Below are 18,522 nucleotides of genomic sequence, written 5' to 3' on the forward strand. Positions count from 1 at the left end.
TACCCGTCATCTTCCCAGCCGCCGGTTCGTTAGCGCTTTCCTGCAGCTCAAAGTATTCAGGGTATAGATGCCATATAAGATGCCTTGAAAAAAAATCGTCATAGACCCGTGGCGTGCCTGTTAATTATTCGCAATCAATGTGACTTATTTATGAAGTAAAGGTTAAAGGTTTGGCATCTTGTGAGAAAGGGGGGGATTTCGACGGAGCGATGCCGGATTTCACCGCCAGTTCGGCCCCGATGTGGGCATTGACGCGAACGGTAAAGAAAAACGACGGCAAGATTTCATAAAACGTGATCGACATTGTACTACAATGAAAAAATATGGTGCTACAATAATCACCGGTTTGCGGCTAACCGGCTCAAAATTGTGCGGCGGTTCAGCGTCATAAAGCCATAAAATGATAAAGTGACGTTATTTTTCACCTCTTGGAATTTTTATGGACCGTCAGACATTAAGCAAAACCGATCGCATTATTCATGAAATGGGCCAGCAGATCGTCAGCGGCAAGTATATACCCGGTACCGGATTACCGTCTGAAGCGGAGCTTTGCGAGGAGTTCCAGACCTCGCGCAACATTATTCGCGAAGTGCTGCGCGCGCTGATGGCCAAGAATCTGATAGAAATCATTCGCTACCGCGGCGCTTTTGTCAGCGTGCGCAACAAGTGGAACTATCTGGATACCGATGTTCTGCAATGGGTGCTGGCCATGGATTACGATCCCAGGCTGATAGCCTCGCTGACGGAAGTACGCCATCTGGTGGAGCCCACCATCGCAAGATGGGCGGCGGAGCGGGCAACGTCCAGCGAACTGGCGGTTATCGAGACGGCGCTGAACGACATGATTGCCAACAGCCACGATCGCGACGCGTTCAACGAAGCGGACATCCGCTATCACCAGGCGGTACTGAGCGCGGTGCATAATCCGGTATTGCAGCAACTGGGAGTAGCCATCAGCTCGCTGCAGCGCGCGGTGTTTGAACGCACCTATATGGCGGATGAAAGCAATATGCCCAGGACGCTGAAAGAACATCAGAATCTCTACGACGCCATCAGGCATCAGGACAGCGTGGCGGCGGAACAAGCGGCGGTCACCATGATCGCCAGCTCGACCCAGAGATTAAAGGACATTACATGAGCAGTTGAAGGAAATGACATGAGCAAAAGTTATATCGCTATTGATTGGGGATCGACGAATTTACGCGCCTGGCTCTATCTTGACGGCGTACTGGCGGATACCCGGCAGTCGGAAGCTGGCGTGACCAGGCTGAACGGCCGTACGCCGCAGCAGGTATTTCAAGAGGTGACGGCGCCGTGGCGCCGGCACGGGGTGCCGGTGATCATGGCCGGTATGGTAGGCAGCAACGCCGGCTGGATTTCGGTACCTTATTTACCCTGTCCCACGGACCTCGCCTCACTGGCGGGCCGCCTCACCCGCGTTGAACAGGCGGCCCCGCAGTCGGCCTGGATTATTCCCGGCATCAGTATTGTCAGCGATAGCAACTGCAATGTCATGCGCGGAGAAGAGACCCAACTGCTGGGGGCCTACCGCACCCAGCCTTCGTCCCTGTACCTTATGCCCGGCACCCACTCCAAATGGGTACGCCTGGAAAACGGCGTTATCAACGATTTTCGCACCGTGATGACCGGCGAATTGCACCACCTTCTCATCAAGCAGTCGCTCATCGGCGTCGGGTTATCTGAACAGCAGCCGAATCCGGCGGTTTTCCGGCAGGGGATGGAGCAGGGCTTTAACCAAAGCAATATCCTGCGCTGCCTGTTTGAAATCCGCGCCGCCCACGTGCTGGGCCAACTGGATAAAAGCGCGGTGAGCGAATGGCTCTCCGGACTGCTCATCGGCAATGAAGTGGCGCAAATGCGGCGGGACTGGGGTATCGCCAAAGGCGAAACGGTGACGGTTATCGGCAATCCGCAGCTTGCCGCCCGCTATCAACAGGCATTGGAGTATGCCGATCTTCATCACAGGTTGCTGGACGGCGACGAGACCTTTCAAGCTGGAATAAGGAGCATATTAAATGAGCTGGACCAATAGATTACCCTTGATTGCCATTTTGCGCGGCATCACTCCGGAGGAAGTGCTGGAGCACGTTGAGGTATTGCTGGATGCGGGTTTTGAGGCGGTGGAAATCCCGCTGAATTCCCCGGACTGGCAAGAAAGCATAGGCAAGACGGTAAAAGCCTACGGCCAGCGGGCATTAATCGGCGCCGGCACGGTGCTTAAACCGGGGCAGGTGGATATCCTGGCGGCATTGGGCTGCAAGCTGCTGGTGACGCCTAATATCAATGCTGAAATTATTCACCGGGCCGTAGGCTACGGCATGGAAGTCTGCCCCGGCTGCGCCACCGCCACGGAGGCGTTCACCGCGCTGGACGCTGGCGCCCAGGCGTTGAAAATATTCCCCTCGGTAGCGTTCGGGCCGGATTATATCAAGGCCCTCAAGGCGGTATTGCCGCCGGATGTTCCGGTATTCGCCGTAGGCGGCGTATCACCGGAAAATCTCCCTCTCTATCTCAAGGCCGGCTGCATCGGCGCCGGTTTGGGCAGCGATTTGTACCGCGCCGGCCAGCCGGTCAGCCGCACCGCCCAGCAGGCAAAAGCCTTTGTCCGCGCCTATAAAGAGGCGCTGGCGCAACACTAACGGGCAACAAACGTGTTAAAGGGAGAGCGCGCCAATGAGGTGGAATCGGGCGTGGTTTTCCCGCCCGACCGAGCGCCTCATGGCACGCCAGGCCCGCAATCACCAGACGTGCAACAAACAATCCCAGTCTCCTCAGCCACACACGGATTATTTCGAATAGCAGCGCTCACCCGCCGGTGGATTCCTCAAAGTGTGATCCAGATTGTAGTACAATATTAAATCTTGATGCTACAATCCAAAGCATAATAGTGCGACAGCAAACGCATGCCGTTATTGACCAAGAAGGACGTGAAAATGAAAGTGACAAAGCTGACCACCTACCGTTTACCTCCGCGCTGGATGTTTCTCAAAGTGGAAACCGACGAAGGTATCACCGGCTGGGGCGAGCCGGTGATTGAAGGCCGCGCGCGCACGGTGGAAGCCGCGGTACATGAACTTTCCGAATACGTAATCGGCCAGGATCCCGCACGCATCAATGATATCTGGTCAACCCTCTATCGCGGCGGTTTTTATCGCGGCGGCCCAATCCTGATGAGCGCCATCGCCGGTATCGATCAGGCGCTGTGGGATATCAAAGGCAAAGCGCTCGGGGTACCGGTGTACCAACTGCTGGGCGGGCTGGTGCGCGATAAGATCAAAGCATACAGCTGGGTAGGGGGAGACCGACCCGCCGATGTTATCGCCGGCATGAAAAAACTCACCGAAATCGGCTTTGATACCTTCAAGCTCAACGGCTGCGAAGAGATGGGCCTCATCGATAATTCACGCAAAATCGACGCCGCGGTAGCGGTGGCGGCCCAGGTGCGTGAAGCCATGGGCAACGCCATCGAGTTCGGGCTGGATTTCCACGGCCGGGTAAATGCGCCCATGGCAAAGCTGCTGATTAAGGAGCTGGAACCCTATCGTCCGCTGTTTATCGAAGAACCGGTACTGGCGGAGCAGGCGGAATACTACCCGCGCCTGGCGGCGCAAACCGCCATCCCCATCGCCGCCGGCGAACGCATGTTCTCCCGTTACGAATTCAAACGCGTTCTGGCCAACGGCGGCCTGGCCATTGCCCAGCCGGATCTCTCCCACGCCGGCGGCATTACCGAATGCCTGAAAATCGCCTCCATGGCCGAAGCCTATGACGTAGCTTTGGCGCCACACTGCCCGCTGGGTCCCATTGCGCTGGCGTCCTGCCTGCACGTTGACTTTGTTTCCTATAACGCGGTATTGCAGGAACAAAGCATGGGCATTCATTATAACCAAGGGGCAGAACTGCTGGATTACGTTATTAACAAAGACGATTTTAAAATGACGGACGGTTATTTTTATCCGTTAACCAAACCCGGACTGGGTGTGGAAATCAATGAAGAACTCGTTATTGAGCGCAGCAAAAATGCCGGCGACTGGCGTAACCCGGTATGGCGCTATCCTGACGGCGCGGTGGCGGAATGGTAACCGGCGCCGGACGGTACTAACCCTAATGATACCCGTTATACTTCAACGTGAATTATTGCGGGTATAACCGGGGTGGAAATACGTTACCTCTAGGAAACGGACAGACTGCTTATAAAGTTTACCAGCGGTTGGCCGTGACATTATAAGCCCTACAATAACTCGCCATGGCCGATCAAGGGCTTCCTTTGCCTGCCATTCGGCCGTCGCTAAAAGGTGATGATATGACTATCGATTTGGGCACCTCGACCATCAGTAAGCTTAATTTAAAAATAATCCCGTTTATTATTCTCTGTTATTTTATTTCCAATCTCGATAAGACCAATATTTCGGTGGCCGCATTACAAATGAATGCCGATCTCGGCTTGACCACCAGTATGTATGGATTAGGGGTAGGGATGTTTTATATTTCCTATATCCTGTTTGAAGTGCCCAGCAATATTATTATGACCCGGGTCGGCGCCAAACTCTGGATCGCCCGCATCATGATCACCTGGGGCCTGGTGAGCACCGGCATGGGGTTTGTCCATACCCCGACCCAGCTCTATATCATGCGTTTCCTGCTGGGCATGGCCGAAGCGGGCTTTGCGCCGGGCATTATCTATTATATTTCCTGCTGGTTCCCGAAAAGCAACCGGGCACGGGCCATGTCATTCTTTTATATGGGCTCGGTACTGGCTTCCATTATCGGCCTGCCCATTTCCGGCAGCATACTCGGCATGCACGGCCTGGCCGATATCGCGGGCTGGCGCTGGCTGTTCTTTATCGAGGGCACGCCGGCGGTGATCATGGGCATTCTGGTACTGTTCTACCTGTCTGACACTCCCGAGAAAGCCCATTGGCTGAGCGCTGAACAAAAAGGCTGGCTAAAGAACAAGCTGGAGCAGGATAACGCCGGCGCGGTGGTGGATAAAAACCACTCATGGGGCAGCGCCTTCAAGAATAAAGTGGTGTGGCTGCTGAGTCTGGTGTGGTTCCTGCAGGCGTTTTGTTCCATCGGGATCACGCTGTTTTTACCGCTGATACTCAAAAGCATGGCGGCGGACAAGAGCAACTTTGTTATCAGCCTGCTCGCAGCGGTGCCCTTTGTGTTTGCCTGCCTGTTTATGTACCTCAACGGCCGCCATTCCGATACCACCAAAGAGCGCTCTTTGCATCTGGGGGTACCGCTGATTATCTCCGGTGTGCTGCTGGCCATCTCGATTTACTGCGCCAATTTGTGGCTGGCCTACATATTACTGGTCCTGACCGTCGGCTTTAACTTTGCCCTGACGCCGATTTTCTGGGCGGTTACCACCGAAAAATTGACCGGCGTGGCGGCCGCGGCCTCCATTGCCTTTATCAATGCCATCGCCAACTTCGCCGGACTGGGGTTGCCGCCGCTGCTGGGAAAAATCAAAGACGTCACCAACAGCTACCACTACGGACTGCTGATTATCGCCGTCGCGCTGATTATCGGCGGCATCGTCGGTATTTTTGTCGCCAGAACCCGTGCGCCCGCGGTGGAAGGGAATCCTCTCCCAAGCGTTGACGAACGCGCCCGGGGCTAATAAGGCGGCGCAGGATGGCAGAGGCGTAAAGCCTCTGCGGACTGTGCCGACAGACCCGGCATGTAAAATAAATGACATTAATTATCAGGTAAATATCATGACATATTTCGTAATGAAAGCCGCCATGCTGCCCGACGCGCTGACTCGCCGGCTGGCGGAGAGTTTCCAGATGGCGGACTATGCGCTGCTCTCGGAACGGGAGCGGCAGGTCTTGTCGCCGCAGACCCGCGTGCTGGTGGTGAATGGCGAATCGACGGTGACCGAGGACTTTATCGCCGAATTCCCCGCCCTGGAGCTGATTGCGGTATTCGGCGTCGGTTATGACGGCGTGGATGTGGCGGCGGCGCAACGCCGCGGTATCCGCGTTTCCAACACCCCTGATGTATTAACGGACGATGTGGCGGATATGGCGATGGGATTGATACTGGCCACCTCCCGGCAAATCGTCGGCGCGCAGCGGTTTATTGAACGGGGCGGCTGGAACGAAGGCGGTTATCCTTGGACCAAAAAGGTCTCCGGCGGGCGGCTCGGCATTGTCGGGATGGGGCGTATCGGCCATGCCATCGCCAAACGCGCCGCCGCTTTTGATATGATTATTGCCTATAACGATTACCGCCCCCAGCCGGATAGCCGGTGGCAATATTACGCCCATATCGCGGATCTGGCCGCCGCCAGCGACTATTTGGTGGTGTGCGTGAACGGCGGCGAGAAAACCCGCTCGCTTATCAACGCGCCCATCATGGCCGCGCTGGGGCGGGAAGGCATCCTGATTAATATCGCACGGGGCACGGTGGTGGACGAAGCGGATCTGATCCAGGCTCTGGACAGCGGCGCCATCGGCGGCGCCGGACTGGACGTCTTTTCCGACGAACCCCATGTGCCCGCGGCGCTGTACAACCGCGCCAATGTGGTTATAACGCCCCATATGTCCAGCGCAACCCACGCCACCCGCAAAGCGATGTCGGATTTGGTGTTTGACAATGTTGCCGCCTATTTTGCCGACCGGCCGCTGCTCTCGCCGGTGGCGCCTTATTGATACGGCAGCGGAATAGCTAAACTGTGATCGGCATTGTAGTACAATAAGTAAATATAGCGCTACAATCCTTGCTGCCATACTCTCCGCTCTTTATGGGCGGCAAGGTTATTCGCACCGATAATATCGATCTCGAATAACCGTAATATATACAGGGTGATCCTGATGTAATAATGATGCGTCACAGACGCAGAGGATGCTTTTGCCCTGAGAAAGTTGGCGGTGTATTTACCGCCGTTACCCTACCTTTTTCAGTTGTATAAACAGGACGCAAAAGATGGATATTTCAGTTTCCGCGGCGCCGACAAAAAGACGCTATCTGACGCTGCTGATGATCTTTATCACGGTGGTTATCTGTTATGTCGACCGGGCAAATCTGGCGGTGGCATCGGTGCATATCCAACAGGAATTCGGCATTGATAAAGCCCGCATGGGATATATATTTTCAGCCTTTGCCTGGACCTATACCATTTTCCAAATACCCGGCGGCTGGTTTCTCGACCGGGTCGGCTCAAAGATGACCTACTTTATCGCCATCTTCGGCTGGTCGCTGGCCACCCTGGGGCAGGGGTTCGCCAATGGTTTAACCACCCTGCTCGGGCTGCGCGCCATTACCGGTATGTTTGAAGCCCCGGCTTTCCCCACCAATAACCGTATGGTCACCAGCTGGTTTCCGGAGCAGGAGCGGGCTTCCGCCGTCGGCTTTTTCACTTCGGGGCAGTTCGTCGGCCTGGCGTTTCTGACGCCGCTGCTGATTTGGATCCAGGAAATGCTCAGTTGGCATTGGGTCTTTATCATTACCGGCGCCGTCGGTCTTATCTGGTCGATTATCTGGCACTTTGTGTACCAGTCGCCAAGAAAGAGCAAAGGCATCAACGCCGCGGAGCTGGATTATATCGCCGCCGGCGGCGGCATGATTGACGGCGACGCGCCCGTTGAAAAGAAAATGCGCGTAGCCCTGTCCGCCGCTGACTGGAAGCTGGTATTCAACCGCAAGCTGGTGGGGGTCTATCTCGGACAGTTCGCCGTGACCTCCACGCTGTGGTTCTTTTTAACCTGGTTTCCCAACTATCTGACGCAGGAAAAGCATATCGGGGCGCTTACCGCCGGTTTCATGACCACCGTGCCCTTTCTGGCGGCTTTTTTCGGCGTGCTGCTGTCGGGTATCTTCGCCGATCGCATGGTAAAGAGCGGAAAATCCATCGGTTTTGCCCGTAAAACGCCGATTATCTGCGGACTGCTGCTCTCTACCTGTATTATGGGGGCCAACTATACCAACGATCCCGTCTGGATTATGGTGCTGATGGCGCTGGCCTTCTTCGGCAACGGCTTTGCCTCCATCACCTGGTCGCTGGTGTCGTCGCTGGCGCCGCTGCGGCTAATCGGCCTTACCGGCGGCGTGTTCAATTTTGTCGGCGGGCTGGGGGGCATCACCGTACCCCTGGTGGTGGGATACCTGGCGCAGGATTATGGCTTTTCGCCGGCGCTGATCTATATCGCCGTGGTGGCCCTGCTGGGGGCGCTGTCCTATATTTGCCTGGTGGGCGAAGTAAAACGCGTGGGGTGATAACCATTTCGGACTATGCGCCATGGAATGGCGAACGTGGGCCAGCGATGCTTCGGGCGGTAAATCAGCCCCATCAGACCCATTACTACAGTGAGACGTCTCGATGATGTATTCCTATGGCTGCGTCCGTAACAAAACGTTATCTTATATGCCGTTGTTGAAATTTTTTTTGCCGATACGGTCAATCAGGATTTATGATGGCAATATTAATGGGATTGCTTTCAGCACTGTGCTGGGGCGGTACGGATTTTTTGGCGGGCTCCGCCGCTCGAAAAATAGGTGTTTATAAATCGCTTTTTTTCAGTCAGATTTTTGGTCTGCTGCTGCTTTCCATCATTGTGCTGTGTTCGTATAAGCCGGTTAGCGCCAGCGTAGCAAGTCTGTCAATATGTATCGCCGCATCCCTTTGTAATCTTGCCGCCATGGTCTTTCTCCTGAAGGCCCTATCTATTGGTAAAGCCGCTGTTGTTGCTCCAATAGCGTCGCTTTATGGCGCCATAACCACGCTGCTTTCCCTATTTTCCGGAAATTCCCTTTCTTCCTTGACGCTGTTCAGCCTGATTTTATGCGTGCTGGGGGCCTGCCTGACCAGCATCCCGAAATCTGGGGATGGCAAGCGTGAAACGCCGGCATCCATTATTTTTGCATTTCTTTCCGCAGTACTGTTTGGCGCGGGATTTTGGCTACAGGGCGAGTTTGCGGTGCACGCTTTTGGCGTGATAAACGCCTTATGGATTTATTATTGTACTGCGGTGATCCTGTTATTCATTTATTTATCCGTGAAAAGAGACTTCGCCGCACCGCCTGTGTCTCTGTTGTCTTTGCTTTTCTCAATCAGCTTTTTTAGCTTGGTAGGGTTCTTCTCATTGGCCTATGGCGCAAAATCAGGGCATGTGGCAATAGTGACTGTTTTAAGCTCCCTGGCCAGTGGAGTGACTGCGCTATTAGGTTTTTTTATACGAGGGGAGCGCCTTAGCCGATTGCAGGGAGTAGGGTTGGTGGTGATCATTACCGGCGTTATGCTGCTAAAAGTGTAGCAATGATCGCTGTTTCCCTTTGTTAAAGGCCAGTGGAGCGGCGTGAGTCGTTTGCGGATAACTATTGCTGTTTATAAGGGACCGGCATTGGATTATCATGCTGCCGATTCCCGTTCTCCTGTTCCGGCTCATTTGGCCGATGGCGTTTACGTTGGCGTATTTGATTGCTCGGAAATAATGATAAAAATAATATTATTTGCATCGATGTTTTGCGGCGCTTTATTGCTCTCTGCCTGCGGTACCTTATCCCGCATGCCCGTGGATACCTCCAGCGCCGCCGGCCGGGATTTCGCCGCCAACGGAAACCTGCGGGCACAGGTGGACAGCCTGGCCCGGCCTTTACTGGCCGCAAAACAGATGCCGGGGCTGGTGGTGGGGGTGCTGCGGGGGGACGGCACAAAAACGACTTTTAGTTACGGTGTCACTGACGCGGAACGCGGTTATCCTATCACCGGCGACACGCTGTTTGCCGTCGGTTCGGTCAGCAAGGGTTTTATTGCCGAAATCACGGAGATCCTGGTGCGCAAAGGCGTGTTTCGCTGGGATGAGACGTTGCAGACCCTGCTGCCTTCCACCGTGCGCCTCAGCGCCGATGCGAGCAAGATTACCCTGCTGCAGCTGGCGACCCATACTTCCGGCCTGCCGAGGCAAATGCCCTCGATGGCAATATTAACCGCCTTTATTGACTATCTGTTTACCGGTGAAAATTTCTACCATTCCTTGGATAATGACAGCATGCTGGATTATCTGGCGGATTTCCACAAGCCGGGGAAAGCTGAGCCGCGCTATTCCAATCTGGGATATGCTTTGTTGGATTATATCCTGCAAAAACGTACCGGTAAAAATGTCAATCAGCTACTGGCGGAGAATATTACCGGGCCGCTGGGGTTGACCCATACCGGCTACGACCCGCGGCTGCTGCCGGGGTATTCCCGGCGCGCCATCGGCCATGCCGGCGACCAGCCCAAATTTATCCGCCGCGGACAGCCGGTGCCCGATTGGTGCTTTTCCTCCTCCATGGTGGGCGCCGCGGGCCTTTACACCAATGCGAACGACCTGCTGTCCTATGCCCAGGCGCATATGCGGGCCACGGGCAATCCGGCGCTGGATGCGGCGTTGCGGGATTCGCTGAATGTGCGTTTCCATCGCAGCCAACAGGCGGCGGCCATTGCCTGGGTTGTCGATAACGTGGGCCGGCAGCGCATTACTTACCAGGTGGGATTTATCGGCGGCTACTCCAGCTATATCGGCCTTGATACCCGGCATAAGACCGCGGTGGTGGTGCTGCAAAACAGCTTTAACTGGACAAATACCATCGGCCATCGCTTGTTGCAGCGAATGGGGGACGCCGCCGATGCAAAGGCGGCATCGGATCAACTCAGCGTTTCGCCAGGGCATGGGCCGTATCGTTAAGGGCATCGGCCGACCAGCCGCCCCCCATATCCCCTATCAGCGACACCGAATCCAGCAGACGCTGTTCCTGTACGCTCAGCGCGTTTTGCTCTGCGCTCAGCTGCGTCACCTGGGCGGTGGCGGCGGTGGTGTAATCCACCGTGCCCACCTGATACTCATTGAAGGCGATCTGGGCGCCGCGGGTGGCATCGGTAACTGCGCTGTCCAGCACCGCCGCCTGCTGGGCGAGAATATGCAAACCGGACAGATCGTCTTCCACGTTCTGGAACGCCGTCAGCACGGTGCCGCGGTAATTGGCCACCGCGCCGTCATAAGCGGCCTTGGCGGCGGCGACCTGGCCTTCACGGGCGCCAAAATCGAACACCGTATCATCCACCTCGGCGCCCAGAGACCAGATATGGTTGGCGGCATGCAGCAGGCCGCTGAGCGGCGTTTGGGAAAACCCATCGGCGGCGGACAGGGAGAGCGTAGGATAATAAGCCGCCTCGGCAACCCCCACCGCGGCGTTTTGCGCCGCCATCTCGCGTTCGGCCACGGCGATGTCCGGCCGCCGCTGCAGCAAGGTTGAGGGCACCACCAGCGGAACGGTGGGCAGCGTAGGCATGGGGGCGGATTCGATGGTCAGGTCTTCCGGGTTCTTGCCCACCAATACCGCAATGGCGTGGGCGTATTGGGCGCGCGCCACGCCGAGGGCGATGAGACTGGACTGGGCGTTCTCCAACTGGGTTTTCGCGGTGATGACATCGGACGGCTTCGCGGTGCCGAGGGCGCCCTGATTGGTCAACACCCGCAGGTACTCTTGATAGGCCGCCACCGTTTTTTGCAGCAGGGCAATATTGGCATCGCTGGTGCGCAGTTCAATGATGGCGCTGGCCAGGGCGGTCTGCTCGGACAGGGTGGCATTGGCCAGCGTGGCTTCGCTGGCCTGGGCGGTGGCCTTGTTCTCTTCGATGGTGCGGCGAACCTTGCCCCACAGATCGATTGACCAGCTGGCGCTGCCTTCCAGCGCGCCCGAATTGCTCACGGCGCCGGAGCCGCCCAGGCTGCTGGCGCCGGCGGTGCGCTGCCGGGTTGAGGAACCGGTGACGCCTATCGTGGGAAACAGGCTGCTGCGGGCGGTTTCCACGTCGGCCAGGGCTTCCCGGTAGTTGGCGTAATCCTGGCGCACGGTCTGGTTGGAGACCGACACCGCCGGTTCCAGCCGGTTTATCAGCGGGTCGTTAAACACCGTCCACCAGTCGCCCTTGGGGGCCTCGGCGGAGGGCGCCGCCACGGTCCAGCCGGGCAGCGGTTTGAATCGGGCCGGTACCGGCACCTGCGTGCGATGGTAGTCGGGGCCCACCATACAGCCGCCGAGCAACAGCGCAAGGGAGGTCATCAGGGCGATGTGGGACATTTTCATATTCATAGGCTCGCGTTCGTTTTATTCCACGGCAGGCCGGCCGACCACTTGGCGAGTCTGGCGCGCAAACGGTCGAGATAGAGATAAATAACCGGTGTTGTATACAGCGTAAAGACCTGGCTGAAAATCAGGCCGCCCATCACGGTAATGCCCAGGGGCTGCCGCAGGGATGCCCCCTGGCCGATGCCGATGGCCAGCGGCACCGCCCCCAGCACGGCGGCGGCGGTGGTCATCATGATGGGCCGCAAGCGCATCACCGCCGCCCCGTGAATGGCTTCCCTCGGGGTATAGCCCTGATCCCGCTGCAATGTAATGGCAACGTCAATCATCATAATGGCATTCTTTTTTACGATGCCAATCAGCAAAATAATGCCGATAAGGGCGATAACCGAGAACGGCGTACCGAACAGCAGTAGCGCCAGCGTAGCCCCGATGCCGGCGGACGGCAGGGTGGAAAGTATAGTGACGGGATGTATCGTATTCTCATACAGTATGCCCAGCACGATATAGACCGCCGCCAGCGCCGCCAGGATCAGCAGCGGCATGGTGGACATGGATTGGCCGAATGCCTGCGCGGCGCCGGCGAAACCACCGTGAATGGAGGCCGGCACCTTGAGTTCCCGCATGGTCTGATCGATGGCGGCGCCGGCGGCGCTCAGCGAGCCGTCGGGGGGCAAATTGAAGGAAATGGTGGCGGCCACCAGGCCGTCCTGATGGTTAACCTGGGTGGCGGTATGGTTTTGCGTATAAGAGGCCAGCGCCGGGAAGGGCACCAGGCTCTCGGCGGAGGTGCTGTCGGCGCTGCCGCTGGAGCTGCCGCCCCGGGAGTTGGAAATGGCGTTTGTCAACTGGTTGGCTTCGGCATCGGCATTCAGGGCGTTGGTGGAGGTAGACGAAACCTGCGCGGAGGTTTGCGTGGCGCCGCTCACCAGGCTTGACGACATCTGGGTTTGATCGGTGCCGCTGGCATTTCCCGCCGCCGGGCTGAAACGGATGCGATTGAGCATTTGCGGATACTGCCAATACTGCGGCGCCACTTCCATCACCACATAATACTGATTGAGGCCATTGTAGATGGTTGAAACCGCACGCTGGCCAAACGCATCATAGAGCACGCTGTCCAGCTGATTGGGGGCGAAGTTATAGCGGGCGGCGGTAGCGCGGTCGAAATGAACATAGGCCTGCAGGCCGTTTTGCTGCAAATTCGAGTTCACGTCCAGCAAGCTGCCGCGGTGTTTAGCCAGCGCGGTCACCAGCCGCGGTACCCAGGTATAGAGCGCCTGGGCGTCGTCGCTGGTCAGGGTATACTGGTACTCCGCCGCGGACTGGCGTCCGCCGATGCGCAGATCCTGCGCCGCCTGCAGGAACAGCCGCGCGCCGGATACGCCGTTGAGTTTTGGCCGCAGCCTTTGCGCCACCCCGGCGGCGGATATTTTACGCTCCGCCAGCGGTTTGAGCTCGATAAACACATTGGCGGTGTTAAGGGCGCGGCCGCCGGTGAACCCGGATACCGAGGCCACCGCCGGATCCCGTTGCACAATGGCCTCCAGCCGGGTGAGCTTTTCCTTCATGGCCTGGAACGAAATGCTCTGGTCGGCGACTATCTGGCCAATCATCACGCCATTGTCCTGCTCCGGGAAAAAGGTCGAGGGCACCAGCTTGATGAGAAAAACATTAAGCACGATAAGCCCCACCAGCGTCAGTCCCACCAGCAGCGCGTGATCCAGCACCACCGTCAGCGAACGGGCGTAGGCATGCTTGAAACGCTCAAACTGACGTTCGCACCACAGCGACCAGCGCGCCTTGCCCTTGGCGCCCGCGGCCTGTTTGCGCCTGAGCACGCAGGCGGCCAGGGTCGGGGTAATGGTGAGGGAGATGAGCAGCGAGAACAGAATGGCGATGGAGAGCGTCATGGCGAATTCGTGAAACAGCCGTCCGACGATGCCGGGCATCAGCAGGATCGGCAGGAATACCGCGATAAGCGACAGGCTCATGGAGATCACGGTGAAGCTCACCTCGGCGCTGCCGCGCAGCGAGGCCTCGCGGACGCTCATGCCCGATTCAACATGGCGGACGATATTCTCCAGCACCACCACCGCGTCGTCCACCACAAATCCGGTGCCGATGGTCAGCGCCATCAGCGAAAGATTGTCCAGGTTATAGCCCAGCAGATACATCGGCCCAAAGGTGCCGATAATGGAGAGCGGCAGCGCCACCGTGGGCACCAATACCGCCCGGGGCGACTGCAGGAACACGAACACCACGCCGATAACCAGCAGCACGGCGATAAACAGGGTCCGTCCCGTATCGCCGACCGCAGCTTTAACCGATTGCGACAGATCGATGGCGATATTGAGATGGATATTGCCCGGCAGGGTCGCCTGGATCGACGGCAGTACCTTGCGGATCTGCGCGACGGTATTCACCACATTGCCGCCGGGCAGCGGGTAAACGATGACCAGCACCGATGACTTGCCGTTGTACAGCCCGGCGTTGCGAAGGTTTTCCGCCGAATCCTGAACGCTGGCCACATCCCCCAGCATGACCGGCGCGTTATTGCGATAGGCAATCACCAGATTGCGGTAGGGTTCCGCTTTGCTGAGCCGATCATTGGACATGACTTCGTAACGCTGGCCGTTCTGGTCGATATGTCCTTTGGCGCTGTCGGCGTTGGCGGCGCTGATGGCGGCGCGCACGTCTTCCAGACCGATGCCGTAACTGTTCAATTGATCCGGCTGCAGCTCAACGCGCACCGCGGGCAGGGCGCTGCCGCCAAGGGTAATTTCACCCACGCCGCTCACCTGCGACAACTGCTGTAAAATCACCGAATCCGCCGAGTCATAGAGCTGGGCGCGGGTCAGGGTGTCGGAGGTGAGCGCCAGGACCATCAGCGGCGTACTGGCCGGATTGTACTCGCGATAAATCGGGTTGTTGCGCAGCGTGGTGGGCAAATCGGCGCGCGCCGCCTGGATGGCGGCCTGCACATCACGGGCGGCGCCGTTGATATCGCGATTCAGCCCGAACTGAATGACGATCATGGCGGAACCCACATAGCTGGTGGAGGTCATTTCCGTCACGTCGGCAATGGTGCCCAGCCGCTTTTCAAGGGGCTCGGCCACGGTGGAGGCCATAATGTCCGGACTGGCCCCCGCCATGTTCGCCTGCACCACGATAACCGGAAACGCGACATTGGGCAGCGACGACACCGGCAGGTGAAAAAACGCCAGCGTTCCCGACAGCAGGATGGCCAGGGCCAGCAGCGCGGTGGCCACCGGCCGGCGGATAAACAGGGCGGAAATATTCACCGGGTCTCACCCCGGCCGCCGTCGGCTAACTGCGCGGGTTGGCGGCGAAAGCGTTTTGCCAGGCGATCGAAGCACAAATAAATTACCGGCGTGGTAAACAGGGTCAACAGCTGGCTTAAGCTCAGCCCGCCGATGATGGCCAGACCCAGCGGACGGCGCAGCTCCGAACCGGTGCCGGACCCCAGCAGCATGGGCAGGGCGCCGAGCATGGCGGCCAGCGTGGTCATCAGTATCGGCCGAAAGCGCAGCAGCGAAGCCTCCACTATGGCCTCCGCCGGCGATTTGCCGTGCTCCCGCTCCGCCTCCAGCGCGAAGTCCACGATCATGATGGCGTTTTTCTTCACGATGCCTATCAGCAGCACGATGCCGATAATGCCGATAACGTCCAGATCCCCTCCCACCAGCATCAGCGACAGCAACGCGCCGATGCCGGCGGAGGGCAGGGTGGACAGAATGGTCACCGGATGGATAAAGCTCTCGTAAAGCACGCCGAGCACGATATAGACCGCCACCAGCGCCGCTATCAGCAGATAGACTTCACTGGACAGGGAATCTTTGAACGCCTGTGCCGCCCCCTGGAATGAGGACGTGATGGAAGGGGGCAGATTCACCGCCTTTTCGGCCTGGTTGATTTGATCCACCGCCTTGCTCAGGGAGGCTCCCTGCGCCAGATTGAACGAGATGGTCACCGAAGGGAATTGCGACAGGTGGCTTATTACCAGCGGCGACCTGGTGATGTTGATTTTGGCAATGGCGCTCAGCGGCACCTGGCCGGTGCTGCTGGTTTGACTGGGCAGGTAGAGTTCACCCAGGGATTGCAGGGTCGGCAGCTTTTCCGGTTTGGCCACCAGGATCACCCGGTACTGGCTGGACTGATCGAAAATGGTTGAGACAATGCGCTGCCCCAGCGCGTCGTAAAGGGCATTATCGATAGTGGCCGCGGTGATACCGAAGCGCGCCGCCAGCGGCCGGTTCACCTCGACATTCACGCTCAGGCCGTCATTGTTCAGGTCGCTGGTCACGTCGCGGATGGACGCGATCGCCTTCATGCGATCGATAAGCGCCGGTACGTACTGCTGGAACGCCTGCTGGCTGGGCCCGCGCAGCACAAACTGATACTGGTTCGGCGACACGGTGGTATCCAGGGTCAGATCCTGTTCCGGCTGCAGGTAGAGCTTGATGCCCGGCACGTTGCCCGCCTCGGTCTGAATCCGGCGGGCGATGGCTTCCGCGCTCAGGGAGCGCTGGGCGTTGGGCTTGAGGTTAATCAGGAACCGGCCGTTATTGAGCGTGGTATTGGTGCCGTCGATGCCGACATATGAGGTGAGATTATCCACGTCGGCGTCCTTGAGAATCGCCTGGGCCAGCGCCGCCTGCCGGTCAACCATGGTGCCGTAGGAAACGGAATTGTCGGCGGTGCTGATGGCCTGGATAACCCCGACATCCTGCACCGGGAACAGTCCCTTGGGGATGGTGATATAAAGGGCCACGGTAATGACCAGGGTAACGGCGAAAACAATCATGGTGAGGGTCTGGTGGCCCATCACTACCCGTAATCCGCGCTCGTAGGCCGCGAGGATTTTGTTGAACATCCCCTCGCTGACGCGTTCGAAACGGCTCGGGCGGCGATCGGCCCGGGCGCGCAGAAGGCGGGCGCACAGCATCGGCACCAGGGTCAGCGAAACCACCCCCGACAGCACGATGGTAATGGCCAGCGTCACGGCGAATTCGCTGAACAAACGGCCGATAACGCCGCCCATGAACAGCAACGGGATCAGCACCGCTATCAGGGAGACCGTCAGCGACAGGATGGTAAATCCAATCTGCCCGGCGCCGTGCAGGGCGGCGTTGAGGGGCGACTCACCCTCCTCCAGGTAGCGTACGATATTCTCGATCATCACAATGGAATCATCCACCACAAAGCCGGTGGCAATGATTAACGCCATCAAGGAGAGATTATCGATGGAGTAGTTCAGCTCATACATGATGGCCAGCGTGCCGATAAGGGACACCGGCACCGAAATACTGGGAATGATGGTCGCCGGCAGATTGCGCAAAAACACAAATATCACCAGCACCACCAGTATCACCGACAGGATAAGCTCGAAGGCGGCATCGGTGACCGAAGCGCGGATCACCCCGGTGGAATCGGACACGATCCGGACATTGACCCCCGCCGGCAGGGTGGATTCCAACTGCGGCAGTTCCTGTTTGATGCGCGCCACCGTGGCGATGACGTTGGCCCCCGGCTGGCGCTGCACATTCAGCACAATGGCCGGGGTTTGATTGTACCAGGCGCCCTGCTCGTTATCCTGGGCGGCCAGGGTCACCCGGGCAACGTCGCGCAAATAGACCGGCGCGCCGTTTTTATAGGAAACCACCGTATTAAGGTAATCGTTGGGATCCTGGATCTGGTCGTTGCCGTTAATGGTGTAGTCAAGCTTGGGCCCATCGAAATTGCCTTTGGGCTGGCTGACATTCACCTGTGCGATAAGCGATCGGAGATTGTCGATGGAGAGCCCATAGGCCGCCAGCTTCTGCGGATCGGCCTCGATCCTCACCGCCGGAACATTGCCCCCCGCCGGCGTCACCAGACCGACACCGGGGACTTCCGAAATTTTGGTTCCCAACCGGTTGTTGGCCACGTCTTGTAATTGAGGCAGCGACATGGAGCGGGAAGTGATGGCCAGCGTCATAATGGGCTGGTCCGCCGGGTTGACTTTCGCGTAGGTCGGCGGCGAGGGCAGGCCGCTTGGCAACAGGCTGTTGGCGGCGTTGATGGCTTCCTGCACATCCTGCTCGGCCACATCCAGATTCAAGGAGAGATCAAATTGCAGCGTAATAATTGAGGCGCCGGCGGAGCTGTTGGAGGTCATCTGCTGCAGCCCCGGGATTTCACCCAGCTGCACTTCCAGCGGCGCGGTCACCGTGGTGTTCATCACATCCGGACTGGCGCCGGGATAAAAGGTTTTGACCTGAATCGTGGGATAATCCACGCTGGGCAGGGACGAGACCGGCAAAAAGCGCACCGCCACCAGACCTAACAGCACCAGAGCGATCATGATGAGCGACGTGGCCACCGGCCTCATAATGAACAGGCGGGAAATATTCATGG

Annotated in this window: 13 protein-coding genes; 9 read left to right on the forward strand and 4 right to left on the reverse strand. The window is 57.9% G+C overall.

All coding sequences use genetic code 11. The features are described 5' to 3' along the window. Nucleotides 1-148: 148 nt before the first annotated feature. Nucleotides 149-304, reverse strand: a complete 156-nt coding sequence (locus ACL2XJ_RS20685) for a hypothetical protein (protein ID WP_413724342.1) — start codon at nt 302-304, stop codon at nt 149-151. A 135-nt stretch (nt 305-439) separates the two neighbouring features. On the opposite strand from ACL2XJ_RS20685, the gene ACL2XJ_RS20690 reads away from it, so the two are divergent. From ACL2XJ_RS20690 to ACL2XJ_RS20730, 9 genes are all read left to right on the forward strand, one after another. Further along, nucleotides 440-1,138 carry a FadR/GntR family transcriptional regulator gene (locus ACL2XJ_RS20690; protein ID WP_132921762.1) on the forward strand — a complete coding sequence of 233 codons (699 nt, stop codon included), beginning with the start codon at nt 440-442 and terminating at the stop codon, nt 1,136-1,138. 18 nt (nt 1,139-1,156) lie between these two features. After that, nucleotides 1,157-2,053, forward strand: coding sequence for a 2-dehydro-3-deoxygalactonokinase (locus tag ACL2XJ_RS20695; protein ID WP_132921761.1), 897 nt, complete (start codon nt 1,157-1,159; stop codon nt 2,051-2,053). After that, nucleotides 2,037-2,660: a 2-dehydro-3-deoxy-6-phosphogalactonate aldolase gene (locus ACL2XJ_RS20700; protein WP_413724343.1), complete on the forward strand. Its 624-nt coding sequence runs from the start codon at nt 2,037-2,039 to the stop codon at nt 2,658-2,660. Before ACL2XJ_RS20695 ends, ACL2XJ_RS20700 begins: the two co-directional genes overlap by 17 nt. Nucleotides 2,661-2,954: 294 nt before the next feature. Beyond that, nucleotides 2,955-4,103, forward strand: coding sequence for a galactonate dehydratase (gene dgoD, locus ACL2XJ_RS20705; protein WP_132921759.1), 1,149 nt, complete (start codon nt 2,955-2,957; stop codon nt 4,101-4,103). A 221-nt stretch (nt 4,104-4,324) separates the two neighbouring features. After that, complete coding sequence (locus ACL2XJ_RS20710; RefSeq protein WP_413724344.1) at nt 4,325-5,650, forward strand: MFS transporter; 1,326 nt, start codon at nt 4,325-4,327, stop codon at nt 5,648-5,650. Between the two features lie 97 nt (nt 5,651-5,747). Beyond that, nucleotides 5,748-6,686 (forward strand): 2-hydroxyacid dehydrogenase, encoded by a 939-nt coding sequence (locus tag ACL2XJ_RS20715; RefSeq protein WP_413724345.1) that lies wholly within the window; start codon nt 5,748-5,750, stop codon nt 6,684-6,686. Nucleotides 6,687-6,960: 274 nt separating this feature from the next. Further along, complete coding sequence (locus tag ACL2XJ_RS20720; protein ID WP_132921756.1) at nt 6,961-8,250, forward strand: MFS transporter; 1,290 nt, start codon at nt 6,961-6,963, stop codon at nt 8,248-8,250. A 194-nt stretch (nt 8,251-8,444) separates the two neighbouring features. Further along, on the forward strand, nt 8,445-9,287 hold the full coding sequence (locus tag ACL2XJ_RS20725; RefSeq protein ID WP_243701410.1) for a DMT family transporter: 843 nt from the start codon (nt 8,445-8,447) through the stop codon (nt 9,285-9,287). Between the two features lie 177 nt (nt 9,288-9,464). After that, nucleotides 9,465-10,700 carry a serine hydrolase domain-containing protein gene (locus ACL2XJ_RS20730; RefSeq protein WP_413724346.1) on the forward strand — a complete coding sequence of 412 codons (1,236 nt, stop codon included), beginning with the start codon at nt 9,465-9,467 and terminating at the stop codon, nt 10,698-10,700. Here the strand turns inward: ACL2XJ_RS20730 and ACL2XJ_RS20735 are convergent. Genes ACL2XJ_RS20735 through ACL2XJ_RS20745 form a run of 3 tightly spaced genes read right to left on the reverse strand, consistent with a single transcriptional unit; the run spans nt 10,666 to nt 18,520 of the window. Next, nucleotides 10,666-12,108, reverse strand: a complete 1,443-nt coding sequence (locus ACL2XJ_RS20735; RefSeq protein ID WP_413724347.1) for an efflux transporter outer membrane subunit — start codon at nt 12,106-12,108, stop codon at nt 10,666-10,668. The genes ACL2XJ_RS20730 and ACL2XJ_RS20735 overlap by 35 nt on opposite strands. Continuing rightward, nucleotides 12,105-15,407: an efflux RND transporter permease subunit gene (locus ACL2XJ_RS20740; RefSeq protein WP_413724348.1), complete on the reverse strand. Its 3,303-nt coding sequence runs from the start codon at nt 15,405-15,407 to the stop codon at nt 12,105-12,107. The genes ACL2XJ_RS20735 and ACL2XJ_RS20740 overlap by 4 nt, the downstream gene beginning before the upstream one ends. Continuing rightward, nucleotides 15,404-18,520, reverse strand: a complete 3,117-nt coding sequence (locus ACL2XJ_RS20745) for an efflux RND transporter permease subunit (RefSeq protein ID WP_413724349.1) — start codon at nt 18,518-18,520, stop codon at nt 15,404-15,406. Before ACL2XJ_RS20745 ends, ACL2XJ_RS20740 begins: the two co-directional genes overlap by 4 nt. Nucleotides 18,521-18,522 lie beyond the last annotated feature (2 nt).

Source organism: Sodalis sp. RH16 (assembly GCF_047324245.1).
Lineage (GTDB): Bacteria > Pseudomonadota > Gammaproteobacteria > Enterobacterales > Enterobacteriaceae > Acerihabitans > Acerihabitans ligni.